We start from the raw sequence: 23,739 nt of genomic DNA, 5'->3' as shown, positions 1-23,739 counted from the left end.
GGGAAGCACCGGAACTTGCGCGGACATGCGTGCCTGTCATTGCGGTTTCGCTGCGTTCTTGTGGAACGTCGCATAGAGCGCGGGCAGTACGAACAGCGTCAGCACCGTCGAGGAGATGATGCCGCCGATGACGACGGTTGCGAGCGGCCGTTGCACCTCCGCGCCGGCGCTGGTCGCGATCGCCATCGGCACGAAGCCGAGTGCGGCAACGAGCGCCGTCATCACCACGGGCCGCAGCCGCGTCAGCGCGCCTTCGACGATGGCGGACGTGGCGTCGGTACGCTCCGCGATCTGGCGAATGGCGCTAAGCATCACGAGGCCGTTCAGCACCGCGATGCCGGACAGCGCGATGAATCCCACCGCCGCCGAGACCGAGAACGGCAGGCCGCGCAGCCAGAGCGTGAGGATGCCGCCGGTCAAGGCAAGCGGCACCGCGGTGAACACGATCGCGGCATCGCGCGCGGTGCCGAGCGCGCTGCATAACAGGAGAAAGATCAGGACGAAGCAGCCCGGCACGACGAGCGCGAGCCGCGCCCGCGCGCTGGCGAGGTTTTCATACTGGCCGCCCCAGGCGATCCAGTAACCGGAGGGAAGCTTCACCGTCTGGTCGATCTTCGCGCGCGCATCATCGACGACGGAGGCCATGTCGCGGCCGCGCACGTTCGCGGTGACGACGACGCGGCGCTTGCCTTGTTCGCGGCTGATCTGGTTCGGCCCTTCGATGAAACGAAAATCCGCGACTCTGTTGAGCGGCACGGTCTGCAGTGCCGCTCCCGGTGCCGAGGCCGGCAACGTCACCGGAAGATTGCGCAGCACTTCGAGGTCGGCTCGGTGGTTCTCCGCGAGCTTGACCACGATCTCGAAATGGCGGTCGCCTTCGAACACCTTGCCGGCTTCCTGTCCGCCGACCGCGGCGCCGATCACCGCCTGGATCGTACCTGCGGATAGTCCGAGGCGCGCGATCTCGGCGCGGTTGATGACGATGTCGAGCGTCGGCAGGCCGTTGATCTGCTCGACCTTCACGTCGGTTGCGCCTTGTGTCGTGCGCAGGATCGCCGCGATCTCGTTGGCGGCGCGCAGCATCGCCTCGAAGTCGTCGCCGAACACCTTGACGGCGATGTCGCCGCGCACACCGGCGAGCAGCTCGTTGAACCGCATCTGGATCGGCTGGGTGAACTCGTAGGCCTGGCCGGGCAGCTTCGCGACGGCATCGGAAATGCGATGTACGAGGTCTTCCTTCGAGGACGCCGGATCGGGCCACTGCGCGCGCGGCTTCAGGATCACGAAGGTATCGGAAGCGTTCGGCGGCATCGGATCGGACGCGATCTCGGCGGTGCCCGTCTTGGAGAACACGGTCTCGACTTCAGGCAAGCCGGCAATGGTTTTCTCGACGTCGAGCTGCATGCGTTGCGATTCCGACAGCGACGTGCTGGGAATGCGGAGCGCGTGAAGCGCGATGTTCTGCTCGTCGAGCGAGGGAATGAACTCCTGCCCGAGCGTCGTGAACAGCGCGAGGCTCGCGCAGACGAGGAAACTCGCGCTGCCGATCACAGGCGCGGGTCGCGCGATCGCCTTGCGGAGCAGCGGTTCGTAGTGGCGCTTGAGCCAGCCGACAGCAGCGTTGTCCTTTTCCGTGACGCGGCCGGTGACGAACAGCGCGACGGCAGCGGGGACCAGCGTCAGCGACAGCACGAACGCGCTTGCGAGCGCGAGTATGACGGTGAGTGCCATCGGCTCGAACATCTTGCCTTCGACGCCGGTGAACGACAGCAGCGGCACATAAACCAGAATGATGATGGCCTGACCGTAGACACTCGGCCGGATCATTTCCTGCGCGGCGTCGCGGACGGTTTCAAGCCGTTCGGTTCGCGTCAGCAGGCGGCCCAGCTCGCGCTGCCGTTCGGCGAGATGCCGCAGGCAGTTCTCGGTGATGATCACCGCACCGTCGACGATCAGTCCGAAGTCCAGTGCACCGAGGCTCATCAGGTTGGCGCTGATCCGGCTCTCCACCATGCCGATGGCGGTCATCAGCATCGCGAGCGGAATGACGATGGCGGTGATGATCGCCGCACGCAGATTGCCCAGAAGGATGAGCAGCACGGCGATGACAAGCGCAGCACCTTCCGTCAGATTCTTCGCGACGGTGCGGATGGTGGCATCGACAAGCTGCGTGCGGTCGAGCAGCGGTTTGATCTCGATGCCGGGCGGCAACAGGCGCGCGATCTCGGTGAGCCGTGCATCGACCGCGGCTGCGACGGTGCGGCTGTTGCCGCCGATCAGCATCAGCGCGGTGCCGATCACGGCTTCCTCGCCGTTGATACTGGCGCTGCCGGTGCGCGTTTCGCCGCCGATCGCGGTGGAGGCAATGTCCGCAATGCGGATCGGCCGGCCGCCGCGCGTCGAAACCACCACGTTGGCGAGGTCATCGAGCGTCTGGATGCGGCCGGTCGCGCGCACCGCGATGCCTTCGCCGTTGCGCTCGATATAGCGCGCGCCGCGGCTGACGTTGTTCTCTTCCAGCGCCTTGACGATATCTGTGAACGACAACCCGTAGGAAGCAAGCCGCGCCGTGTCGGGCTGCACCTGATACTGCTTGGTGTAGCCGCCGATGGAATCGACACCCGCGACTCCGGCGACGGATTTAATCTGCGGCCGGACGATCCATTCCTGCACCGTGCGCAGATAGGCTTCGCGCTCAAGGGAAGTGACGAGCCGCTGGCCTTCCGGCGTGATATAGCTGCCGTCACTTTGCGGCCCGGTCTCGCTCGGGTGGTTGGTTGCCTGCACGACGTATCGCACCGTCCACATCGAAACCTCGCCAAGCCCCGTCGAGACCGGCCCCATCCGCGGCTCGGTGCCCTGCGGCAGCGCCTGCCGCGCTTCGGTCAGACGTTCGCTCACCTGCTGGCGCGCGAAATAGATGTTGGTCTTCTCGTCGAACACTGCGGTGATCTGCGAAAAGCCGTTGCGCGATAGCGAGCGGGTACTCTCGAGCCCCGGCATTCCGGCGAGTGCGGTCTCGAGCGGCACCGTGATCTGTTTCTCGACCTCCACGGTTGAGAACGCCGGCGCCAGCGTGTTGATCTGCACCTGATTGTTGGTGATGTCGGGCACGGCGTCGATCGGCAGCCGCGACAGCGACCACGCGCCGAAGGCTGCAACGACGAGGGTGACGATGACGACCGCCCATCGCTGCGCGATGGAGAACGAGAGCACGGCTTTGATCATGATGGTCTCAGTGCTCCGCTTCGCCCTTGCCGAGTTCGGCTTTCAACGTGAAGGTGTTCGAGATCGCGATGACCTCTCCGGCGTTTACACCGGCGACGATCTCCTGCCGCTCGTCGTCCTCGCGCCCGAGCCGCACCTTGCGGATTGCAAATCCCTCATCCTGTTTGACGAACAGCGTCGGTGCGCCGTCGAGCGTCTGCAGCGCCGCTTTCGGCACGGCGAGCACCGGGCCGCGATTTGCGACCGGCACCTCGGCGGTGACGAACATGCCCGGCCGCCAGTGCGCGCCCGCGTTATCGAGCGTGGCGATGACGCGTGCGGCGCGGGTGTCCTTGTCGATCAACGGGCTGATGAACACGATCTGCGCCGCGCCTGTAGGTCCGTCGGGGCCGGCGGTGATATTGACCGTGGAGCCTTCGACCACCTTGCTCAGATCGCCCGGCGAGATCGCGAGATCGATCCACACCTTGTCGAGATCGACGATGACGAAAAGCTCACTCTCCTGGCCTTCACGGCCGACCAGTGCGCCGAGGTCGACGCGCCGCTCGGCGATGCGGCCGCGGAGGGGTGAACGCAGCGACTGTTTGCGCAGCTCTTCGATCGGCAGATCCGGCAGTTGCGCGATCTCGGTGTCGGTGAGGCCCAGCGCCAGCAGCTTCTGATGCGCTGAGTCGAAACGGATGCGGGCATCCTGCGCGGTGAGACGCGATTTGAGATATTCGTTCTCGGGGAACGAGCGCGACTCCCAGAGTTGCTTGTGGCGCGTCGCCAGGGTCTGCTGCAGATCGTTGGTGAGACGCGCGGCGAGATATTCGCTCTTCGCCTCGGACAGTTCGCGGCTCTCCAGCGTTGCGACCACCTCGTCCTTCTCGACCATGTCGCCGACACGCTTTCGCAGTTCGGTAACAGTGCCGAGCACGCGCACCGCGACCCGCCCGATCCGGTCGGCATCAGGAACGATGGTGCCCGGCGCAAGGAAATGCTCGGAGAGTGTTTTCGCCTCGACCGGTGCGAGCGTGATCCCCGCTGCTGCGATCTGCGCATCGGTGAGTTCGATGTGGTCGGCATGTTCGGTGGGGCCGCCGTGGCCGTGCGCGCCTTCGGCCGCATGATGCGAATGGCTGCCGCCGGTTTTCGCGGCCGGCCGCCAATTCATCGCTGCGATGGTCGCGGCAATGCCCAATGCGGCCAGCGCCGCCCAAAAAATTGATCGTTTCATGGATATCGTTCCGCCCGCTGCAGGCGAGCGCCCGCGCGGCTGATGAGCCTCAGGTTTCAGGAAGGCGGCCGATGAACTACGGCCGCGTCAAACCTGGGCGCGCGGCGGCTTGAACGGAGAGTCCGTTGCGGCGTTTGGCTGCGCCGTGTCGTTGTGCCAGCTCAACTGCACTTTGTAATCCTGCTGCACGGCGACGCTGGCAGGATGATCGACCTCGGCCATCATGTGCGCCAGACAATGATCGGCCATCTGGTGATGAGCCGTTTGATGCGAGGCAGTCTGCGCCTGTTCGAGGACCAGCGTTGCAGACGGCGGCGCGTGATCTTCGATCTCGGATGCGAGGCCATGGAACAGCGAAAGCGAAACCGCGAGCGAGAGAACGGCTGCGAACAGAAACCGCAAGGCGCGCAGCCCGGCGGTGGTCCGGCAGTCCATCATGTGGCGGATCGCAGTCATGGCGGGAATGTATCCCGTCGGCTGCGCGATGTCATCTCAAGGCTAGATAGTATCTCGACGCCTTGCGCAACATTATAACGCTTAAACGTGTAATAAAGCGGATGTGATCGCGTGGATGCGTGTGCGTCTCGCTTGCATTCATTCCAAGCCGCGCTCGCCGCGGCGTTGCGTAATCGTCGCTGCTGATGCAAAGCAGGACGCGATAATGAGACGGCATCCGGCGGACGGTGCCGGGCATTTCCAAAGCGAGGCAATTGATGACTATGCGCGCGAGCAGGATCGTGGGGCTTGGCCATCATGTGCCTGCGCGTCGCGTCGCCAATGCCGAACTCGAGCAGGAACTGGGCCTGTCGCAAGGCTGGATCGAACGGCGCACCGGCATCAAGGCGCGGCGCTGGGCGGCGGCCGATGAAGCCGTGACAGATCTTGCGATTGAGGCCGCGTCGCGTGCACTCGCGCAGGCGAAAGCGCAGATCGGCGAAATCGGCCTCGTGCTGCTCGCGACATCGACGCCAGATCATCTGCTGCCGCCGTCGGCGCCGCTGCTTGCGCATCGCCTCGGGCTGTCGTGCGGCGCGATCGATCTCACCGGCGCGTGCTCAGGCTTCGTCTACGCGATGACGTTTGCCGATGGTGTCGTCAAATCGACCGGGCAGGCGGTGTTGGTGGTTGCGGCGAACATTCTGAGCCGGCGCATCAACAATTCGGATATCGCGAGCGCGGTGTTGTTTGCCGATGCCGCGGCGGCAGTGGTGCTTGCGCCATCGGCGCGCGACGATGTCGGCGTGCTCGGCACCAGCCTTCTCTCGGACGGCAGCTTCTACGACATGATCGCGATCAAGGCGGGCGGCACCCGCAATCCCGATCTCAGCGGCGCGTTGGCGGAGGATCGGGTGATCCGCATCAAGGACGGCAAGGTGGTGTTCGAGAAAGCGATCAAGCTGATGACGCAGAGCGCGGAAGAAGCTCTGGCACGCGCCAATGTGACGGCGGCGCAGATCGACCGTTTCATTCCGCATCAGGCGAACGCCCGCATCTTTGATCGCGTCGCGGAGAATCTTGCCATCGCGCCCGCGCGTACGCTGCGTTCGATCGAAGAATTCGGCAATTCGTCGGCGGCAACGATTCCACTGACGCTGTCGGTTGCGGCGGAGCGTGCGCCACTTGCAGATGGCGAGTTGCTTTTAATGGCTGCGGTCGGCGCCGGTTTCACCAGCGGTGCGATCGTATTTCGGGTGTCGGATCGCTAGCACACCACACTCGTGCGTGGCGGCAACATCAGCCGCATCCTACGGATCGAGCTCGGTGTCCCAATAGAGATAGTCGAGCCAGCTCTCGTGCAGATAGTTCGGCGGGAACAGCCGGCCGTTGCGATGAAGCTGATGCACCGTCGGTGCATACGGCGTCTGCCGCGGGAACATGTTCGCCTGTGCCATCGTCATGCTGCCCTTCTTGAGATTGCAGGGCGAGCAGGCGGCGACGACGTTCTCCCACGTGGTCTGTCCGCCGCGTGAGCGCGGGATGATGTGATCGAAGGTGAGGTCTTCCTGCGAGGTGCAATACTGGCAGGAGAAGCGGTCGCGCAGGAACACGTTGAAGCGCGTGAAGGCGGGATGCGTGGTCGGCTTGACGAAGGATTTGAGCGAGACGACGCTCGGCAGTTGCATCTCGAAGGAGGGGCTGTGAACGGCGTGGTCGTAATTGGCGACGATGTTCACGCGGTCAAGGAACACGGCTTTGATTGCGTCCTGCCATGACCAAAGTGAGAGCGGGTAGTAACTCAGTGGCCGGAAATCGGCGTTCAGCACCAATGCCGGCCAGCCGCCTTGTGAGACATGTGCGTTCAAGTAACGCTCCTGACCCCCCTGATCGGCTGCGAAGCAGCTTTGCGGGCAGGATACTACAGGCAGCGCGACACGATTGTGAAGGGCGCGCGTTATTTTTTCCGCTGGGTCCGCGTGGCGGGTTTCACCGCGTGAACCGCCTTTGAACGCGGCTTGAGAGGCGCCTTGGGAGGCGCTTTGGTACGTGGTTTCGCGGGCCGCTGCGAGGCGGTCTTTGCCGCTGCCTTTGCCGCTCCTCTGGTCACCCGGGGAACAGCCGCAGGGCGGGGGCGTGGCTTCGATGCGATGGAATCGGCGTCGTCCGAGGGGAGGATGCCCTCGCGCCGCTTCACCGCGTGATAATAGGCCCACCACAGATGCGCCGCGGCGCCCCGCCAGGGCCGCCAGCGTTCCGCGATCGTAGCTGCCTCGCGGGCACTCGGCCGCGCCTCTAGGTCGAGCCCGATCCGCATCGCCTCCTGCACGGCGAGGTCGCCGTTCGGCCAGGCGTCGCCGTGGCCAAGACAGAACAGGAGGTAGATGTCCGCCGTCCATGGGCCGATGCCATGCAGCGCGGTGAGCGCGGTGTGGGCGAGATCAGCCTCCTGCTGTCCCAGCACGTCGAGGTCGAGCCGTTCCGCCGCAATCTCGCGCGCCAGCGCCTTCAGCGTCTTGATCTTGGCGGCGGAGAGACCGAGCCGCGCCAGCCGGTCGGCGCGCGCTAGGCGGACGCGCTCGTGATGGAATGGATCGAAGGCCTCGCTCACCCGTTTCCAGATCGCGGCGGCGGCATGCGTCGAGAGCTGCTGGCCGCAGATGATGGCGGCAAGCCCGGCAAATCCCGGCGTGCGCCGGCGCAGCGCCGGGGGGCCTGCGATCTCCGCGATGGCGGCGAGCGCCGGGTCGGCGACAATGAGCCCGGCGATGGCGCGGTCGAGGTCAGCTTGGGTGTTCAGGTATAGTGTCATGTCGCTTCGAATCAGCATGTCGCGCTAGTGGTCCAATTCTAACATTCGCATCCCATCCCGCCTCGCACTCTTGCGAATGTTAGAATCAAAGGGCCACCAGCAACTATAAGTTTCCAGTAGAGTTTGGATTGGACATTCGCATTGCGAAGGTGCGGCAGGTCGCGTAGCGAATGTCAAATCCACTCTACTGGCAGGATCAATGCCACCTGTTTTCCGTTTCGCCCCGAGCCCGAACGGCTATCTGCATCTCGGCCATGCCTATTCGGCGCTCCTGAACTTCGATCTGGCGCGGCAAAGCGGCGGGCGGCTCCTGCTGCGGATCGAGGATATCGACAAGCCGCGCTGCCGGCCCGAATACGAGGAGGCGATCTACGAGGATCTCGCCTGGCTCGGCATCGTCTGGGAAACGCCGGTGCGGCGGCAGTCGGAGCATCTCGATATCTATCGCCGCGCAGTCGACCACCTCGCTGAAGCGGGCCTTGCGTATCCCGCCTTCGAGAGCCGGGCGGAGATCGTGCGGATGATCGGGCAGAGCCCGCGCAAGCCGTGGCCGCGTGATCCCGACGGGGCACCGCTGTACCCCGGCTCAGTTGCCTCGCTCTCCAAAGAAGAACGCCAAGTACGGCTGCAGGCGGGGGAGGCGTTCGTGATGCGCCTCGACAGTCTTGAGGCGATCCGCCGGATGGGCGCGCTCACATGGGACGAGGAGGGCGCGGGCCCTGAGGGGCAAACGGGGCGGATCGCGGCCCGTCCGGACGACTGGGGCGACGTGGTGCTGGCGCGCAAGGAGACGCCGACGAGCTACCATGTCTCGGTGGTGATCGACGACGCCGTGCAGGGCGTCACCCATGTGGTGCGGGGGCAGGACCTGTTCTGGGCGACGAGCGTGCATCGGCTGCTGCAGGCGCTGATGGGCCTGCCGGCGCCGGTCTATCATCACCATCGTCTGTTGCGCGATGCGGAGGGCCGCAAGCTGTCGAAATCCGCGCAGGCGCCGTCACTGCGCGCGCTGCGGGCGGAGGGCAAGAGCCCACAAAATATCCGGGAGATGGTCGGGCTGCCGTGACTCTTGCCCGGGCGGATGGCAGGATAGAAGCCTCGTTGGGGGACTCTATGGCGACGAAGCCGCGTTCGACGCGCCGCCTAAAAACGTCGAAAATCGCGAACAAGACCAAGGGTAAGGTTAGGAGCAAGACAAAGCCGCCGCCGGCCGGTCAGCCGGCGAAGACGGCGGCGTCCAAGCGCGCCGTTTCCAAACGCGCTCTCCCTAAAGGAGCTCAGCCGAAACGCACGGCGCCCACACGCAAGACCAGGGTCGCGCCGGCGAAACCGCCCCGAGCCTCTTCGCAAGCAAAACCGTCGGACAAGCCCGCGCGCGGCCTCGTCGAGGCGGCGCTCGCGGCCTTTGCCCATGAGGTGCGCACGCCGCTCACCGGCATTCTCGCGATCTCCTCGCTGCTGGAGACCTCCGATCTCGGCGCCCGCGAGCGGCGCTGGGTGGAGACGATCCGCGCCGGCGCGGAGCATCTTGCCGCGCTGGCGACGCTCTATGTCGATGCCGCGAAAAGCACGGCAACCGGCCTGCAGGTGCGGCAGGATTTCTTCGACCTGCGTGCACTGGCGCGTGCCGCAGGTGACGGTCTTGCCGGGCGCGCCGCTGCGAACGGCCTGCAGGCGGAAGTCCATATCGCGGATGATCTTCCGGCGTTCGTCACAGGCGATGTGGTGCGCCTGCGCGCGGCGCTGGAAAACCTGATCGACAATGCGGTGAAGTTCACGCCTTCCGGCCTCGTCGCGCTCGATGTCGCGGCAACGATCCGGCGCGGGCACGAGGCAGAGGTGACGTTCGCGGTGTCGGACAGCGGCATCGGCCTGTCGCTGGCTCAGATCAAGCGGCTGTTCAAGCCGTTCTCGCAGGCGAGCATCGATGTTGCCTCGCGCTTCGGCGGCGCCGGGCTCGGGCTGTGGTCGGTGAAGCAGTTGGCGCGAGCGATGGGCGGCGATGTCGGCGTCACCCAGCGCAAGGGCCATGACACAGTGTTCAATGACACCGTGTTCAATGGCACCGTGTTCACGCTTGCGGTGCGCGTCGGCCTGCCGCGCGAGGCGCAGCAGGCGCCAAGCGGCGAGCAGGCCGCCTATGCGGGCGCGCTGCGCATTCTCAGCGTCGAGGACAATCCGTTCGGCCGCGTCGTGCTCAACACCGTGCTCGGAGAGTTGGGTCACCATGTCGAGTTCGTCGGGCAGGGCGAGTTGGCGGCCGAGCGCGTCGCGGGCGGCAATTTCGATGTGGTGCTGATGGACATGGTTCTGCCCGGCATCGATGGCGTCGAGACCATTAGGCGGCTTCGCGCGCTGCCTGCGGGACAGCCGCTCGGCATCATCGGCATCTCCGGCCGCGAGCAGGATGAAGCCAAGGCGCGCGCCGCGGGCGCCGATGCGTTTCTGATGAAGCCGGTCAGCCCGCGGGCGCTGGCGGCGGCGCTGTCTCAGGCGAAGGCGCGGCAGGTTCTCTCCGGCGAATGATCGCGGCGTTGAGCGCGCCGCCATAGATGAAGATCGCCGCGATGAAATACAGAAACACCAGCGCGATGATGACCGACGCGAGCCCCGCATAGGTCGTGACGTAGTTGCTGGCGAAGCGCGCGAGATATTGCCCGAAGCCCGCCGCCGAGACGAGCGAGGCGATCACCGTGAAAATGATCCCGGGCACGATCTGGCGCAGCGTCCGCCGTCCCGCGGGCAGCCAGGCGTGCAGCACGAACAGCGCGCAGACCAGCGACACCAGCGCGATGGCGTAGCGCGCGAGGTTGAGCAGATGCTCTTTCGGCTCGATCAGAAGCGGCAGGTAATAGCGCGCCGCCACCAGCAGCAGCGGGCCGAGCACGAGCAGAAGCGCCAGCACCAGCGCGACGGCGGCGGCGAGCAGCGTGTAGCCGATCGATTCCAGCCGCAGCCAGTACCAGGGCCGCGTCTCGGTGACGCCGTAAGCGCGGTTGAGCCCGATCCGCAGGCTCTCGACGCCGTTCGAGGAAAAGTACAGCGACAGCAGAAGGCCGATGGTGAGCGCATCGCCGCGCGTGCGTGTCAGCACGTCATGTATCTGCCCTGCGAGCGCATCCGCCGCCTGGCTCGGCCATACCTGCAGCATCAAGGCGGCGGCCTGATCGGCCAATTCCTTGGAGCCGAAAAAGCCCGCGAGCGAGGCAAGTACGATCAGGAATGGAAAAAACGCCATCAGCGCCGACAGCGCGATATGGCTCGCGATCGCCCAGCCGTCGTCGGCCAGAAACGCATTGAAGGCCTCGAACCCGATCTGACACGCGCTGCGGACGGATTTCATCAGGGGATCGCTCGAACCTTTCCGGCTGCGGACGCGCGGGATGTGTCAGGTTATGAAATTGCTGGGGCCCCGGCTATGTTCCAGAACATGTCTTGAAGGCGGGCCGCAAACCCTCCGAGGACCTCGAAAGCTCCGGAAGGTCTTGAAAGCTTTAGAAGGTCTTGGGAGCGCGCGGGCGCGGTGTTATGTAGGCGTCCATGACCTCATTTTTCTCGATCTTTCTGCTTCCCATCGCGCTGATCGCCGTCACCATCGTTCTCATGCTCGGGCTCCTGAACATGATGCGCGGCGGCTCGCCGAATACCTCGCAGCGCCTGATGCGGCTGCGGGTGCTGCTGCAGTTCATCGCCATCATCATCGCCATGCTCGCGATCTGGGCGATGGGGCGCTAGCGAGAGACACAGGGCCCATGGTCACGCTCAACCGCATCTACACCCGCACCGGAGACGACGGCACCACCGCGCTCGGCAGCGGCGAGCGGCGGCCGAAATACGATCTGCGGGTGACGGCCATCGGCACCGTCGACGAGACCAATGCCGCGCTCGGCGTCGCGCGGCTGCATCTTGGCGGCGATGCGCGGCTCGATGCGATGCTGGGCCGCGTGCAGAACGATCTGTTCGATCTCGGCGCCGATCTCACGGTGCCCGCGCGCGAGGGCAAGGCCGAGCGGCTGCGGGTGCTGCCAGCGCAGGTCGAGCGGCTCGAGCGCGATATCGATACGCTGAACGAGCATCTCGCGCCGCTGACCTCGTTCATCCTGCCGGGCGGCAGCGCCGCCGCCGCGCATCTGCATGTCGCCCGCACGATATGCCGCCGCGCCGAGCGGCTGGTGGTGGAATTGGCCGCGAAGGATGGCGAGGTCGTCGGCGAGGCCGTGGTCCGTTATCTCAACCGCCTGTCCGATCTCCTGTTCGTCGCCGCGCGCGTCGCGAACCACAATGGTTCGGACGACGTACTGTGGGTGCCGGGGCAGAATCGTTAACGGGCCGCAATGTGCCTCGAGCCGCTATGCCATTGGCCCGCTATGCGATTTGGCCTTGGGCCCGTGCCCCCAAGTGCGTTGACCCGGGTGGGCGACCTCTTTAGGTTTTGCACCGCACATTTCATGAAGGATGAAGAAGGCCGATGAAGGTTCTGGTGCCGGTCAAGCGGGTGATCGACTACAACGTCAAAATCCGCGTGAAGGCCGATGGCAGCGGCGTTGAGTTGAACAACGTCAAGATGTCGATGAATCCGTTCGACGAAATCGCGGTCGAGGAAGCCCTGCGCCTGAAAGAGGGCGGCAAGGCAGCCGAGGTGGTCGCGGTGTCGATCGGGCCCGCGCAGGCGACGGAGACGATCCGCACCGCGCTGGCGATGGGCGCCGACCGTGGTGTACACGTCAAGACCGATGCGCCGGTCGAGCCGCTCGCGGTGGCGAAGCTTCTGAAAGCCGTGACCGAGCGCGAGCAACCGGGCCTTGTGATCCTCGGCAAGCAGGCGATCGACGACGACTGCAACCAGACCGGTCAGATGCTGGCGGCGCTGCTGGGCTGGCCGCAGGCGACCTTTGCCTCCAAGCTCGAGGTCGAAGGGACGGATTTCAAGGTGACGCGCGAAGTCGACGGCGGCCTGCAGACCGTGAAGCTGCAGGGCCCCGCGATCGTCACCACCGACCTGCGGCTGAACGAGCCGCGCTATGCGAGTCTGCCGAACATCATGAAGGCGAAGAAGAAGCCGATCGAGGAGATGACCGCCGATCAGCTCGGTGTCGATCTCGCGCCACGGCTCGACATTCTAAAGACCTCGGAGCCCTCCAGCCGCAGTGCCGGCGTCAAGGTCGCCTCGGCGACCGAGCTTGTTGAAAAGCTCGCAACGGCGGGGGTCCTGTAATGGCGACGTTGTTGTTGGCTGAGCACGCTGATGGCGTGCTGAAGGATGCGACTGCCAAGGCGCTGACGGCTGCGGTCGCGCTCGGCGGTGAGGTCGATATTCTGGTAGCGGGCCACGACGCGCGCGCGGCGGCGGACGCGGCCGCGCAGTTGGCCGGCGTGCGCAAGGTGCGGCTCGCCGATGATGCCGCCTATGCCCACGATCTCGCAGAGCCTCTGGCCGCGCTGATCGTCTCGCTCGCAGGCGATTACGATGCGATCGTCGCGCCCGCGACCTCGCGTTTCAAGAACACGCTGCCGCGCGTGGCGGCGCTGCTCGACGTGATGCAGATCTCCGACGTCACCAATGTCGTGGCGCCCGATACGTTCGAGCGGCCGATCTATGCCGGCAACGCGATCCAGACCGTGAAGTCGAAGGACGCGAAGAAGATCGTGACGGTGCGCACCACCTCGTTCGTGGCCGCCGCGAATGGCGGCAGCGCTGCGGTCGAGGCGGTTGCGCCGGTCGCGGGGCCCGGTAACTCGTCTTACGTTGGTGAGGATGTCGCCAAGTCCGAGCGGCCGGAACTCGCGTCGGCGCGCACCGTCGTCTCCGGTGGCCGTGCGATGCAGAGCCGGGAGAATTTCGCAAAATACATCGAGCCGCTGGCGGATGTGCTGGGCGCCGGTGTCGGCGCCTCGCGCGCCGCGGTCGATGCCGGCTACGCACCGAACGACTGGCAGGTCGGCCAGACCGGCAAGGTGGTGGCACCCGACCTCTATATCGCGGTCGGCATTTCCGGCGCGATCCAGCATCTCGCCGGCATGAAGGATTCGAAGGTGATCGTGGCGATCAACAAGGACGAGGATGCGCCGATTTTCCAGGTCGCCGATTACGGCCTGGTAGGCGATCTTTATCAGGTAGTACCGGAGCTCACCGAGGAATTGAAGCGGCGGCGGTCATGACGCAGGGCGGCAGACCGGCAAGCCGGGTGATTTTGGTGTAATAGATGGTGCGCGGGTGCGTCGGGGAGGCCTGACGGGATGCCGCGAATGGATGGCAACGGAAGATGGCGAAGGAAATCAAATCGATCGGCGTGATCGGCTCGGGCCAGATGGGCAACGGCATCGCGCACGTGGCGGCGCTGGCCGGGCTCGACGTGGTGATGACCGATATTTCGGAGGATCGCCTCAAGTCGGCGATGGCCACCATCAATGGCAACCTCTCCCGGCAGGTCGCGAAAAAGGTCATCACCGAGGCCGCGCATCAGGCTGCGCTGAAGAAGATCAAGTCGGCACCGGGGCTCGACGGCCTCGCCTCCTGCGATCTCGTGATCGAGACCGCGGTCGAGAAGGAAGAGGTCAAGCGCCAGATTTTCCACGAGCTCTGCGCGGTGCTGAAGCCCGATGCGATCATCGGCTCCAACACCTCCTCGATCTCGATCACGCGTCTTGCCGCCTCGACCGACCGGCCGGAAAAATTCATCGGCATCCACTTCATGAATCCGGTGCCGTTGATGGAGCTCGTCGAGCTGATCCGCGGCATCGCGACCGACGACGCGACCTTCGAGGCCTCGCGCGCCTTCGTCACCAAGGTCGGCAAGCAGATCGCGGTGTCGGAAGATTTCCCGGCCTTCATCGTCAACCGCATTCTGCTGCCGATGATCAATGAGGCGATCTACACGCTCTATGAAGGCGTCGGCAACGTGCAGGCGATCGACGCCGCGATGCGGCTCGGCGCGCACCACCCGATGGGCCCGCTCGAGCTTGCGGACTTCATCGGCCTCGATACCTGCCTGTCGATCATGCAGGTGCTGCACGAGGGGCTCGCGGATTCGAAATATCGGCCCTGTCCGCTGCTCGTGAAATATGTCGAGGCGGGCTGGCTCGGCCGCAAATCGCAGCGCGGCTTCTACGATTATCGCGGCGACAAGCCGGTTCCCACGCGCTGAGGCGTGCACTCCTCCTCGCCAGCTTTTCTTAACCGCCGGTGATTATGGTCACCGGCGGTTTTTCGTGCGCGGATCGCTGTCATGGACGTCATGAGTATCGTCAGTAGCCTGATGGCCATGCAGATGGCCAACACCCAGCAGCAGATCGCAACGCGCGTCTTGAAGTCGAACCTCGATTCGCAGGCCCAGGTTCTGCAATTGCTGGAGCCTGCCGCTCCCGCCGCGAACAATGCGCCCGGCATCGGCGGCAACCTCGATATCTCGGCGTAAGCCTCGCCTTATTCGCAGATCACCAGCCAGTCGATACCGAAGCGGTCGACGACTTCGCCGAAGCGTTTGGCGAAGAACGTCTTCTCGGGCTGCATCCGGATCTCGCCGCCCTCGGCAAGCGCCTTGATGACGCGGTCGACTTCCGCCTCGGTCTGCGTGTTGATCGAGAGCGAAAAGCCGGCAAAGCGCGTCTCGCCACGGGCAAAGCCGTCGGACGCCATGACCGTGCTGCCGCTGATCTCGAAGGACGCATGCATGATCTTGTCGGCGAGTTGCGCGTCATCGATGCCAGCGCATTCCTCGGAGGGCGGCGTTTCCGGCGCATCCTTGAAACGCATCTTCATGCCGACCTTGGCGCCGAGCGCTTTCTCGTAGAATGCGAGGGCCTCCTCGCAGCGGCCATCGAAAAACAGATAGGGTGTCACCGGCATGAGCGTGTCCTCCGTCTGGTTTGATTGTTCGCAGGCTCAAAGCTTCACGAGGGTTTCGAACCCGCCATAGATCATGCGCTTGCCGTCGAATGGCAACGCCTTGGGGTCAATCATGCCGGTCAATCGCGGGTCTTTCATCACCTTGGCGTTGACGCGGTCGCGATGGGCACGCGACTTGTAGACGATCCACGAAAGCACCACGGTCTCGTTCGGCTTGCGCTTCACGCTGCGCGGGAACGAGGTCTGCTTGCCCATCTTCACGTCCTCGGCGACGCACTCGCGGTAATCGAGCGCGCCGTGCTCGCGCCAGATCTTGCCGGCTTTACGTGCCAGCGCGCGATAGGCGGTGAGGTTCTTCTTCGGGACCGGAACGATGAATCCGTCGACATATTGCATGTGAATCCTCCCAATGTTGCCGCGTGGGCGGCGATCGTGCAGAGGAAACGTAGCAACCTTGAGGCGGCGGGAAAGTGATGCCGCTGCGGCCTATGGCGCGGTGGTGGCGGTCACGAGCTTGATCGCGTCTTCGCTTGCCCATTCGGCCGGGCCGGCGAGGGTGGCGATTTCGCAGCCGGAACTGTCGACCAGCATCGAGGTCGGCATGCCGAGCGCGCGGCCAGCGGCTTTCAGGTCTTGAAAGACTTTGGCGCTGTTGTCGTGGAAATAGCCAAGCGTCGAGAGATTGCCGTCCTTGAGAAACTCTCTCGGTTTTTCAGGATCGCGGGTGTCGATGTTGATCGCGACCACCTCGAAATTCGGGCCGCCGAGCTTCGCCTGAAGTTCGGCGAGGGCCGGCATCTCCTTGCGGCAGGGCACGCACCAGGTCGCCCACAGATTGACCAGCAGGGTGCGCCCGCGGAAATCCGACAGCTTGCGCGAAGCGCCCGTGGCGTCATTGAAAGTGAGGTCCGGCACCTGCAGCGGCTTCGAGGCCATGGTTAATGCGGCCAGTTCGCCATGGGCCAATGGCTTGATTTTCTTGGCCAGATCGACCGCCGGACGGCAAACCGGGTCGCTGGATGCATTGCCTTGCAGGCCACCCATCCCGTATATCGCCACGGTGGCGCCGCCGACGCCCACCAGGACGGCGGCGAGCGCCATGGACATGCGGGAACGGGTAGGTTTGGTCTGCTCGGTCATCGTGCGCTGTATCTAGTGTGGATTGAAGGCGAAGTCAGGGCGGGCAGTCATGAGCAACAAGATGTGGGGTGGCCGCTTTGGAGAAAGCCCCGATGCGATCATGGAGGAAATCAACGTTTCGATCGATGTTGATCAGCACCTCTATGCCCAGGACATCGCCGCGTCAAAAGCCCACGCCGCCATGCTGGCGGCGCAGGGCATTATCACGGCCAGTGATGCGAAGAATATCACGAACGGTCTAGACACGATTTTGTCAGAGATCAAAGCGGGCCGCTTTACCTTCAAGCGCGCACTCGAGGACATTCATATGAATGTCGAGAGCCGGCTCGGCGAATTGATCGGCCCTGCGGCCGGGCGGCTTCATACCGCGCGCTCGCGCAACGATCAGGTCGCGACCGACTTCCGCCTCTATGTGCGCGATGCCATCGATTCCTTCGACGCCGATCTCGCCTCGCTGCAGCGGGCGCTGGTGAAGCGCGCGCTCGAACATGCCGCAACGGTCATGCCAGGCTTCACCCATCTGCAGACCGCGCAGCCGGTGACGTTCGGCCATCATCTGCTCGCTTATGTCGAGATGGTCGGACGCGATCGCGGCCGCTTCACTGACGCACGGAAGCGCCTCAACGAAAGCCCGCTCGGTGCGGCGGCGCTTGCCGGCACCTCGTTCCCGATCGATCGCCGTGCCACTGCTGCGGCGCTTGGCTTCGAGCGGCCAATGGGCAATTCGCTCGATGCTGTCTCCGATCGCGACTTCGTGTTGGAGACACTGGCGGCGTGTTCGATCGCGGCGATGCATCTGTCACGTTTTGCTGAAGAGATCGTGATCTGGACGTCGCCGCTGGTCGGTCTCGTGCATCTGTCGGACAAGTTCACGACAGGCTCCTCGATCATGCCGCAGAAGCGCAATCCGGACGCGGCCGAACTCGTGCGTGCCAAGACCGGCCGCATCATCGGCTCGCTGACCGCGCTGCTCATCGTCATGAAGGGCCTGCCGCTTGCCTATCAGAAGGACATGCAGGAGGATAAAGCGGGCGCGATGGAAGCCTTCGCGGCGCTGTCGCTTGCGGTGCGCGCCATCACCGGCATGGTGCTCGATCTCGAGCCCGACGAGGCGCGGATGAAGGTTGCGGCCGGCGAGGGCTATGCCACGGCGACCGACCTTGCCGACTGGCTGGTGCGGACGCTGAAGATGCCGTTCCGCGAGGCGCATCACGTCACCGGCCGGATCGTCTCCAAGGCGGCCGAGGCCGGTGTCGCCCTGCACAAGCTTCCGCTCGCCGACATGCAGGCGGTGGAGCCCGCGATCACCGACGCCGTGTTCGGCGTGTTGTCGGTCGAGGCCTCGGTCAACAGCCGCACCAGTTTCGGCGGCACGGCGCCGGAGAATGTGCGCGGGCAGGCCAAGAACTGGCTGATGCGGCTGGAAAAAGAGCAAAAATCGACCTGACCCAGTGAGGATTGGCGGGGCAGGGGCCTCGCCAGCCGGGGCCGTTCTTTGTATGGTGCGGCCCCATTCAGGAAACTCGCCGTGAACTCTCTCGTCTCTCAGCTCTCCTGGTCGAAGCTTGCCGCTGTCGGTCTCATCGTGTCCGCGTTCGCGCTTGGCGGTTGCGGCCGGAAGGGCCCGCTCGATCTGCCGCCGAACGCCGCCGTGTCACCGGCCGCGGAGGAGGGCACGTCGCAGCCCTATCGCACGCAGGCCGCTCCCAGTACGTCGGCGGACGAAACGCTGTTCGCGCCTGGTGGCAGCAGCAACGGCCGGCAGATCATCGCGCCCCGCGGCGAGAAGAAACGCATCTTCCTCGATCCCCTCCTGGAGTGATCCACTCTTGGATTGAGCCGCCATGCATCACTTCCAATATCGTAACGGCGTTCTTCATGCCGAGGACGTCGATATCGGCCGTCTCGCCGAACAACTCGGCACGCCGTTCTATTGCTATTCGACCGCGACGCTGGAGCGGCACTACCGCGTCTTCACTGAAGCCTTCGCTGGGGTCGATACGCTCGTCTGCTATGCGATGAAGGCGAACTCCAATCAGTCGGTGCTGCGCACGCTGGCGCGGCTCGGCGCGGGCGCCGACGTCGTCTCCGGCGGCGAACTGATGCGCGCGCGGGCGGCCGGCATTCCCGCCGACAAGATTGTGTTCTCCGGCGTCGGCAAGACGGAAGGCGAACTGCGTCAGGCGCTTGCTGAAAACATTCTCTGCATCAACGTCGAGTCCGAGCCCGAGCTTGATCTGCTCTCCCGCGTGGCGGATGAGACGGGACAGGTCGCGCGCGTCTCGCTGCGGCTCAATCCCGATATCGGCGCGGGCGGTCACGCAAAAATCTCGACCGGCAAGTCGGAGAACAAGTTCGGCATTCCGCTGTCGCGTGCGCGCGGTGTGTATGCGCGGGCGGCGAAGCTGCCGGGCATTCGGCTCACCGGCGTCGATATGCACATCGGCAGCCAGATCACCGATCTTGCACCGCTCGAAGCCGCGTTCGCCTTGCTGGTCGATTTCGTCCGCACGCTGCGCGCCGACGGCCACGCCATCGACCATATCGATTTCGGCGGCGGTCTCGGCATCCCCTACGAGAGCGACCTGCCGGTGCCGCCGACCCCCGCCGCCTATGCCGAGGTGGTGAAGCGCGTCACCAGGGGGCTCGACGACTGCCGTCTCCTGTTCGAGCCGGGGCGGATGATCGTCGGCAATGCCGGAATTCTCGTCAGCCGCGTGATCTATGTGAAGCACGGCGAAGGACGCAATTTTGTCATAATAGATGCGGCCATGAACGACCTCATCCGGCCGACGCTATATGAGGCCCATCACGATATCCTCCCCGTCCGGGAAGCGGCGCCAAATGACCCCTCGCTGGTCGCGGATGTGGTCGGACCGGTCTGCGAAACCGGCGATTATCTGGCACTTGGCCGCCGCCTGCCGGCACTTGCGGCCGGCGACCTTGTCGCGGTGATGTCCTCGGGCGCTTACGGCGCGGTCCAGGCCGGCACCTACAACACCCGGCCGCTGGTGCCGGAGGTTCTGGTCAAGGGCGGTGACTATGCCGTGGTCCGGCCTAGGGTCGATGCCGCACAATTGATCGCACTGGATCAGATCGCCCCATGGCTGTGAACTTAACGTGGCTGTGAGCCATCGGCGGCTTTGTGCGACCGGTTCCCGCCGTGCCTCATTAGCGGCACCGTGATAGGCTTATCTTCGTCCAACGGAGATTGTCGTGGCCGGCGAGCCTTCCCATTCCCCGCAGACGCCTCCCTCGGGGGAAGACGCTCTGCAGCAGAAGATCAGACGGGCGGTGCAGCGCGCGCAGCTTGCGATCGCGTGGGAACGGCTGTGGCCGCCGCTGACGCGCGTGCTGACGGTTGTCGGGTTATTCCTTGCCGCCTCATGGGCGGGCCTCTGGAGCATCGTGCCGCTCCCTGTGCGGATCGGGGGCGTCGTGCTTTTTGCGATCGCCTTCATTGTGACTCTGGTTCCGTTTGTCACGCTGCGCTGGCCCAGCCGGGACGAGGCGCTGCATCGCCTCGATCTTGATTCCGGCATAGCGCATCGGCCTGCAACGACGCTGACCGATACGCTCACGTCCGAGGATCAAGTTGCGCAGGCTTTGTGGAGTGCGCAGCGCACCCGCATGCGCGCGGCGCTCGACCGCATCCGTGCCCGCTGGCCCTCACCCGGCGTGCGGCGCTTCGATCCTTTTGCAACGCGCGCCGTTGCGATCCTTCTTCTGATCGCAACCTTCATCGCGGCCGGTGACGAGCGCGGCCTTCGCCTGATGCAGGCGTTCGATTGGAACGGTGCTTTCTCCGGTGTCGAGGTCCGCGTCGATGCCTGGATCGACCCTCCGCCCTACACCAACCGCCCGCCGGTCGTGATCTCGGGTGCACAGAAGACCGCCGCCGATGCCGGCGCGATTTCAGTGCCGGCCGGCAGCAACCTCGTCGTCCGTGCAAGCGGCGGCTCGCTTGAGGTCAATGTGAGCGGCGGCATCGCGACTGCCGAGGACAAGGACGATAAGCCCAAGGAAAAACTCAAGGGCAAACCTGAGGGCGCTGACGAGCGGCGCTTCGCCATCACCGGCGACGGCACGGCGCGTGTGCGCTCTCCGCTCTCGCTGTCGCAATGGACGTTCACCGCCATTCCCGATCGCGCGCCGACGATTGCGTTGGCGAAAGACCCGGAGCGCCAGGCGCATGGCGGCCTGTCGCTGTCCTACAAGCTCGAAGACGACTACGGCGTCACGCAGGCACAGGCGCGCATTGTCTTGCGACGTCAGGACGATGGCTCGCCGGAAAAAGCCACTTCGCCATTGTACGACCCGATCGAATTCGCACTCGGTTTGCCGAGCGCGCGGGCGAAGAGCGGCGTCGGTCAGACCGTGAAGGATCTGAGCGGGCATCCCTTCGCGGGCGCGGATGTGACGCTGCGGCTGGTGGCGAAAGACGATGCCGGCAATGAAGGCATGAGCGAGCCGTTCGACATGCGGCTGCCGCAGCGCATCTTCAACAAGCCACTGGCGCGCGCGTTGATCGAGCAGCGGCGTGCGCTGGCCTCCGATGCGGGTCAGAAGCCGCTGGTGATGATCGCACTGGAGGCGCTGTTGATTGCGCCGCAGGCCTTTACCCCGGAATCGGGCGTCTACCTTGGTCTGCATTCCGTCGCCGATCAGCTTGCCCGCGCCAACACGCGCGAGGCGCTGCGCGGCACCGTCGACAATCTGTGGGCGCTCGCGGTGGCGATCGAGGACAGCAATACGAGCGACGCCGAGAAGGCCTTGCGCGCTGCGCAGGATGCCTTGAAGCAGGCGCTGGAGCGTGGCGCGTCCGATGAGGAAATCCGCAAGCTCACCGAGGACCTGCGCGCCGCGCTTAACGATTATCTGCGCCAGCTTGCCCAGCAGATGCAGCAGAACCCGCAGCAAGCCACGCGGCCGCTCGACCGCAATGCGCGCGTGATGAGCGAGCGCGATCTCAAGGCCATGATCGATCGCATGGAGAAGCTGTCGCGCTCCGGTGACAAGGAAGCCGCGCAGCAATTGCTCGAACAGTTGCAGCGGATGCTGGAAAATCTGCAGATGGCGCAGCCCGGCGAGGGCGATCAGGAGATGCGGCAGGCGCTGAACGAACTCAGCGACCTCGCGCGCAAGCAGCAGCAGTTGCGCGACAAGACCTACAACGAAGGCCAGAACTCACGCACGCCGCAGGGCGAGCAGCAGGAGGGCGAAGGCGGAATGCAGAACCTGCAGCGCGATCAGCAGGCTTTGCGCGAGCGTCTGCAGAAACTCCTCGACGACATGAAGCAGAAGGGCATGACCCCGTCACAGCCCGGTGAGGATGGCGAACCCGGAGAAGGCAATCCGCTCGGTGATGCGGACAGTGCGATGGGCGAGGCAGGCAGCGAGCTCGGCGAAGGCCGTGCCGGTAGCGCGGTGGACGCGCAGGGTCGTGCGATTGAGGCTCTGAAAAAAGGCGCGAAAAATATGGCGCAACAGGGTCAGGACGGCGAGAACGGGCAGAGCAACCGTTTTGGCCAGCAGAGTGGTGGCGAGCAGACCGACCCGCTCGGGCGGCCGTTGAAAGGGCGCGACTATAGCGACGACCAGAGTGTGAAAATCCCGGGCGAGATCGACGTGCAGCGCGTGCGTCGTATTCTTGAAGAACTGCGGCGCCGGCTTGGCGACAACGCCCGTCCGCAGCTCGAGCTCGAATATATCGAGCGCCTGTTGAAGGATTACTAGAGCGTTTTCAAGCGAAGTGGAAACCGGTTCGCATGAAGAAAACGCGTCAAAGCTCTAGACGCTCGCGCGCGCACCGAGCGCTTCAGCGACAGCGGTGCGGATATCCGCGATCGCGAACGGCTTTGTCACCACATCATGAACGATGGCCTCTAACCCCGAGGCGCGCTCGCGTTGATCGGCAAATCCCGTCATCAGCAGAATGGTGAGTCGCGGGTAGTCCCGCGCGACGGCGAGCGAGAGCGCAATGCCGTCCATCACCGGCATCTTGATGTCGGTCAGCAACAGATCGAACGCGCCATTGGCCCGGACGACGAGGTCGAGCGCCTCGGCGCCGTCCTGCGCGGTCGCGATCTCGTGGCCGTCCATCGTGATGGCGCGCGCTACGAGAAGGCGCATCGACTCTTCGTCATCGACGATCAGGATCTTCGCCATCAGTTCACCCCGGTCGCGATATCCCGGCGCTGGAAGAAGCGGACGGCGATCTCGCGCCCTTCCTGCGGTGGTGAGGCGAGGCGAGATTTGAACGCAAGCCGCTCCTGCGCCTTCAGCACCGGCTGTTCCAGCACCGAATTCCACGCATAGATGTCGGTGCCGTTGGCGTCGCGGACGATGAAGCGCAGCCGCGGCAACTCGACAGGCTTGCGCGTGATGTTGGTCATCGCGCCCTGGATCACCAGCACGGGCTTGCCGTTGACCGTCTCGGCGCTGAGCTGAAGCTTCTCGAAATTCAACCCGCGGAGATTGACGCCAAGCCCGACCGCCTTGAAGAACGGCCCGGTCTGCGGCAGCAGGCGCACGACGTCGGCGCGCCAGATCACGAGGCCAAGTGAGATGGCGACCATCGCGGTCGCGGCAAATGACAAGCTGACCTTCGGGATGCGTAGGCGCGACAGCGACGGCATGCGCGATGCAACGTGCGAGAAGATCGGCGCATGGGCGAGCGGCTTCAGCGGCCGCAGCAGGCTCTGCAGCCATTCGGGGCCCTTCGCGGGCTGCGTCGCCTCTTCGAAATCGGAGTCGTCGGATGCCGTGTCCTCGTTCTCCCAGCCGGCGGCGATGGAAGGGCTCGGAACATGCGGGGTCGTCTCTTCGCGGACGGGGGTCTCGGAAAGGCCCCAGCCTGCATCGATCTCCTCGAATTGATCGGGCCCTGCCATCGCGGGGGTGGGTTCCACCCTTGCAAGCCAGGTTTCCCCGCAGCGGGCGCAGCGCACATTGCGACCGGCGGCCCCGAATTTCGCGGAGTCCACGTCGTAGTGTGTCGTACAATGGGGACAGATGATCTGCATGCAGCGAATCGTTGAGAATGAGCCGCCCGCAGTC

The 23,739-nt window shown here is 64.8% G+C and carries 24 protein-coding genes; 13 read left to right on the top strand and 11 right to left on the bottom strand.

Features of this window, described 5'->3' with window-relative positions:
• Positions 1-36: 36 nt before the first annotated feature.
• The 3 genes from OCA5_RS16095 to OCA5_RS16085 form a co-directional block, all read right to left on the bottom strand.
• Positions 37-3,228 (bottom strand): efflux RND transporter permease subunit, encoded by a 3,192-nt coding sequence (locus tag OCA5_RS16095; protein WP_012561911.1) that lies wholly within the window; start codon positions 3,226-3,228, stop codon positions 37-39.
• A gap of 7 nt (positions 3,229-3,235) precedes the next feature.
• A complete protein-coding gene (locus OCA5_RS16090) occupies positions 3,236-4,447 on the bottom strand; it encodes an efflux RND transporter periplasmic adaptor subunit (RefSeq protein ID WP_012561912.1) in 1,212 nt (403 codons plus the stop codon).
• 87 nt (positions 4,448-4,534) lie between these two features.
• Positions 4,535-4,903 (bottom strand): hypothetical protein, encoded by a 369-nt coding sequence (locus OCA5_RS16085; protein WP_012561914.1) that lies wholly within the window; start codon positions 4,901-4,903, stop codon positions 4,535-4,537.
• A gap of 257 nt (positions 4,904-5,160) precedes the next feature.
• Between OCA5_RS16085 and OCA5_RS16080 the strand changes: the two genes are divergently transcribed.
• Positions 5,161-6,153: a beta-ketoacyl-ACP synthase III gene (locus tag OCA5_RS16080; RefSeq protein ID WP_013913392.1), complete on the top strand. Its 993-nt coding sequence runs from the start codon at positions 5,161-5,163 to the stop codon at positions 6,151-6,153.
• A gap of 39 nt (positions 6,154-6,192) precedes the next feature.
• Here the strand turns inward: OCA5_RS16080 and OCA5_RS16075 are convergent, their stop codons facing one another.
• A complete protein-coding gene (locus OCA5_RS16075) occupies positions 6,193-6,750 on the bottom strand; it encodes an HNH endonuclease (RefSeq protein WP_012561916.1) in 558 nt (185 codons plus the stop codon).
• 89 nt (positions 6,751-6,839) lie between these two features.
• Entirely contained in the window at positions 6,840-7,712 is an 873-nt protein-coding gene (locus OCA5_RS16070) for a DNA-3-methyladenine glycosylase family protein (RefSeq protein WP_012561917.1), read from the bottom strand.
• Positions 7,713-7,893: 181 nt separating this feature from the next.
• Between OCA5_RS16070 and gluQRS the strand changes: the two genes are divergently transcribed.
• Entirely contained in the window at positions 7,894-8,760 is an 867-nt protein-coding gene (gluQRS, locus tag OCA5_RS16065; RefSeq protein WP_012561918.1) for a tRNA glutamyl-Q(34) synthetase GluQRS, read from the top strand.
• 47 nt (positions 8,761-8,807) lie between these two features.
• On the top strand, positions 8,808-10,220 hold the full coding sequence (locus tag OCA5_RS16060; protein ID WP_013913391.1) for an ATP-binding protein: 1,413 nt from the start codon (positions 8,808-8,810) through the stop codon (positions 10,218-10,220).
• On the opposite strand, the gene OCA5_RS16055 is transcribed toward OCA5_RS16060, so the two are convergent.
• Positions 10,153-11,037: a YihY/virulence factor BrkB family protein gene (locus tag OCA5_RS16055; RefSeq protein WP_013913390.1), complete on the bottom strand. Its 885-nt coding sequence runs from the start codon at positions 11,035-11,037 to the stop codon at positions 10,153-10,155. The genes OCA5_RS16060 and OCA5_RS16055 overlap by 68 nt on opposite strands.
• Positions 11,038-11,234: 197 nt before the next feature.
• Between OCA5_RS16055 and OCA5_RS16050 the strand changes: the two genes are divergently transcribed.
• The 6 genes from OCA5_RS16050 (at position 11,235) to OCA5_RS16025 (ending at position 15,109) form a co-directional block, all read left to right on the top strand.
• A complete protein-coding gene (locus OCA5_RS16050) occupies positions 11,235-11,429 on the top strand; it encodes a twin transmembrane helix small protein (RefSeq protein ID WP_012561921.1) in 195 nt (64 codons plus the stop codon).
• A 17-nt stretch (positions 11,430-11,446) separates the two neighbouring features.
• A complete protein-coding gene (locus tag OCA5_RS16045) occupies positions 11,447-12,019 on the top strand; it encodes a cob(I)yrinic acid a,c-diamide adenosyltransferase (RefSeq protein WP_012561922.1) in 573 nt (190 codons plus the stop codon).
• A gap of 143 nt (positions 12,020-12,162) precedes the next feature.
• Positions 12,163-12,909 (top strand): electron transfer flavoprotein subunit beta/FixA family protein, encoded by a 747-nt coding sequence (locus OCA5_RS16040; protein WP_012561923.1) that lies wholly within the window; start codon positions 12,163-12,165, stop codon positions 12,907-12,909.
• Entirely contained in the window at positions 12,909-13,853 is a 945-nt protein-coding gene (locus OCA5_RS16035; protein WP_012561924.1) for an electron transfer flavoprotein subunit alpha/FixB family protein, read from the top strand. Before OCA5_RS16040 ends, OCA5_RS16035 begins: the two co-directional genes overlap by 1 nt.
• Positions 13,854-13,957: 104 nt before the next feature.
• Entirely contained in the window at positions 13,958-14,839 is an 882-nt protein-coding gene (locus OCA5_RS16030) for a 3-hydroxybutyryl-CoA dehydrogenase (RefSeq protein WP_012561925.1), read from the top strand.
• Between the two features lie 81 nt (positions 14,840-14,920).
• Positions 14,921-15,109 (top strand): putative motility protein, encoded by a 189-nt coding sequence (locus OCA5_RS16025; protein WP_012561926.1) that lies wholly within the window; start codon positions 14,921-14,923, stop codon positions 15,107-15,109.
• Between the two features lie 8 nt (positions 15,110-15,117).
• Here OCA5_RS16025 and OCA5_RS16020 read toward each other — a convergent pair whose 3' ends face one another.
• The 3 genes from OCA5_RS16020 to tlpA all read right to left on the bottom strand — a co-directional run bounded on the left by OCA5_RS16020 (position 15,118) and on the right by tlpA (position 16,680).
• Positions 15,118-15,540: a VOC family protein gene (locus OCA5_RS16020; RefSeq protein WP_012561927.1), complete on the bottom strand. Its 423-nt coding sequence runs from the start codon at positions 15,538-15,540 to the stop codon at positions 15,118-15,120.
• Positions 15,541-15,576: 36 nt separating this feature from the next.
• A complete protein-coding gene (locus OCA5_RS16015; protein WP_012561928.1) occupies positions 15,577-15,936 on the bottom strand; it encodes a DUF1428 domain-containing protein in 360 nt (119 codons plus the stop codon).
• Positions 15,937-16,026: 90 nt separating this feature from the next.
• Positions 16,027-16,680 carry a thiol:disulfide interchange protein TlpA gene (gene tlpA, locus OCA5_RS16010; protein WP_013913389.1) on the bottom strand — a complete coding sequence of 218 codons (654 nt, stop codon included), beginning with the start codon at positions 16,678-16,680 and terminating at the stop codon, positions 16,027-16,029.
• 49 nt (positions 16,681-16,729) lie between these two features.
• On the opposite strand from tlpA, the gene argH reads away from it, so the two are divergent.
• The 4 genes from argH to OCA5_RS15990 all read left to right on the top strand — a co-directional run bounded on the left by argH (position 16,730) and on the right by OCA5_RS15990 (position 22,416).
• Complete coding sequence (gene argH / locus OCA5_RS16005; RefSeq protein ID WP_013913388.1) at positions 16,730-18,127, top strand: argininosuccinate lyase; 1,398 nt, start codon at positions 16,730-16,732, stop codon at positions 18,125-18,127.
• 81 nt (positions 18,128-18,208) lie between these two features.
• Complete coding sequence (gene lptM, locus OCA5_RS16000) at positions 18,209-18,502, top strand: LPS translocon maturation chaperone LptM (RefSeq protein WP_012561931.1); 294 nt, start codon at positions 18,209-18,211, stop codon at positions 18,500-18,502.
• Positions 18,503-18,524: 22 nt separating this feature from the next.
• On the top strand, positions 18,525-19,793 hold the full coding sequence (gene lysA, locus OCA5_RS15995; protein ID WP_012561932.1) for a diaminopimelate decarboxylase: 1,269 nt from the start codon (positions 18,525-18,527) through the stop codon (positions 19,791-19,793).
• A gap of 103 nt (positions 19,794-19,896) precedes the next feature.
• A complete protein-coding gene (locus OCA5_RS15990) occupies positions 19,897-22,416 on the top strand; it encodes a TIGR02302 family protein (RefSeq protein WP_012561933.1) in 2,520 nt (839 codons plus the stop codon).
• A 54-nt stretch (positions 22,417-22,470) separates the two neighbouring features.
• Here OCA5_RS15990 and OCA5_RS15985 read toward each other — a convergent pair whose 3' ends face one another.
• Entirely contained in the window at positions 22,471-22,848 is a 378-nt protein-coding gene (locus OCA5_RS15985) for a response regulator (protein WP_012561934.1), read from the bottom strand.
• Positions 22,848-23,705: an MJ0042-type zinc finger domain-containing protein gene (locus tag OCA5_RS15980; RefSeq protein ID WP_013913387.1), complete on the bottom strand. Its 858-nt coding sequence runs from the start codon at positions 23,703-23,705 to the stop codon at positions 22,848-22,850. Before OCA5_RS15980 ends, OCA5_RS15985 begins: the two co-directional genes overlap by 1 nt.
• Positions 23,706-23,739 lie beyond the last annotated feature (34 nt).

This window comes from Afipia carboxidovorans OM5 (assembly GCF_000218565.1).
In the GTDB taxonomy this organism is placed as follows: Bacteria; Pseudomonadota; Alphaproteobacteria; order Rhizobiales; family Xanthobacteraceae; genus Afipia; species Afipia carboxidovorans.
Note: the sequence above shows the minus strand (reverse complement) of the source record. Positions and strands in the feature narration are given on the sequence as shown.

Excerpts from the sequence above, each read along its gene's own strand:
- OCA5_RS16095 (WP_012561911.1), bottom strand. The coding sequence starts at position 3,228 with ATGATCAAAGCCGTGCTCTCGTTCTCCATCGCGCAGCGATGGGCGGTC.
- OCA5_RS16090 (WP_012561912.1), bottom strand. The coding sequence starts at position 4,447 with ATGAAACGATCAATTTTTTGGGCGGCGCTGGCCGCATTGGGCATTGCC.
- OCA5_RS16085 (WP_012561914.1), bottom strand. The coding sequence starts at position 4,903 with ATGACTGCGATCCGCCACATGATGGACTGCCGGACCACCGCCGGGCTG.
- OCA5_RS16080 (WP_013913392.1), top strand. The coding sequence starts at position 5,161 with ATGACTATGCGCGCGAGCAGGATCGTGGGGCTTGGCCATCATGTGCCT.
- OCA5_RS16070 (WP_012561917.1), bottom strand. The coding sequence starts at position 7,712 with ATGCTGATTCGAAGCGACATGACACTATACCTGAACACCCAAGCTGAC.
- gluQRS (WP_012561918.1), top strand. The coding sequence starts at position 7,894 with ATGCCACCTGTTTTCCGTTTCGCCCCGAGCCCGAACGGCTATCTGCAT.
- OCA5_RS16060 (WP_013913391.1), top strand. The coding sequence starts at position 8,808 with ATGGCGACGAAGCCGCGTTCGACGCGCCGCCTAAAAACGTCGAAAATC.
- OCA5_RS16055 (WP_013913390.1), bottom strand. The coding sequence starts at position 11,037 with ATGAAATCCGTCCGCAGCGCGTGTCAGATCGGGTTCGAGGCCTTCAAT.
- OCA5_RS16050 (WP_012561921.1), top strand. The coding sequence starts at position 11,235 with ATGACCTCATTTTTCTCGATCTTTCTGCTTCCCATCGCGCTGATCGCC.
- OCA5_RS16045 (WP_012561922.1), top strand. The coding sequence starts at position 11,447 with ATGGTCACGCTCAACCGCATCTACACCCGCACCGGAGACGACGGCACC.
- OCA5_RS16040 (WP_012561923.1), top strand. The coding sequence starts at position 12,163 with ATGAAGGTTCTGGTGCCGGTCAAGCGGGTGATCGACTACAACGTCAAA.
- OCA5_RS16035 (WP_012561924.1), top strand. The coding sequence starts at position 12,909 with ATGGCGACGTTGTTGTTGGCTGAGCACGCTGATGGCGTGCTGAAGGAT.
- OCA5_RS16030 (WP_012561925.1), top strand. The coding sequence starts at position 13,958 with ATGGCGAAGGAAATCAAATCGATCGGCGTGATCGGCTCGGGCCAGATG.
- OCA5_RS16025 (WP_012561926.1), top strand. The coding sequence starts at position 14,921 with ATGGACGTCATGAGTATCGTCAGTAGCCTGATGGCCATGCAGATGGCC.
- OCA5_RS16020 (WP_012561927.1), bottom strand. The coding sequence starts at position 15,540 with ATGCCGGTGACACCCTATCTGTTTTTCGATGGCCGCTGCGAGGAGGCC.
- OCA5_RS16015 (WP_012561928.1), bottom strand. The coding sequence starts at position 15,936 with ATGCAATATGTCGACGGATTCATCGTTCCGGTCCCGAAGAAGAACCTC.
- tlpA (WP_013913389.1), bottom strand. The coding sequence starts at position 16,680 with ATGACCGAGCAGACCAAACCTACCCGTTCCCGCATGTCCATGGCGCTC.
- argH (WP_013913388.1), top strand. The coding sequence starts at position 16,730 with ATGAGCAACAAGATGTGGGGTGGCCGCTTTGGAGAAAGCCCCGATGCG.
- lysA (WP_012561932.1), top strand. The coding sequence starts at position 18,525 with ATGCATCACTTCCAATATCGTAACGGCGTTCTTCATGCCGAGGACGTC.
- OCA5_RS15985 (WP_012561934.1), bottom strand. The coding sequence starts at position 22,848 with ATGGCGAAGATCCTGATCGTCGATGACGAAGAGTCGATGCGCCTTCTC.
- OCA5_RS15980 (WP_013913387.1), bottom strand. The coding sequence starts at position 23,705 with ATGCAGATCATCTGTCCCCATTGTACGACACACTACGACGTGGACTCC.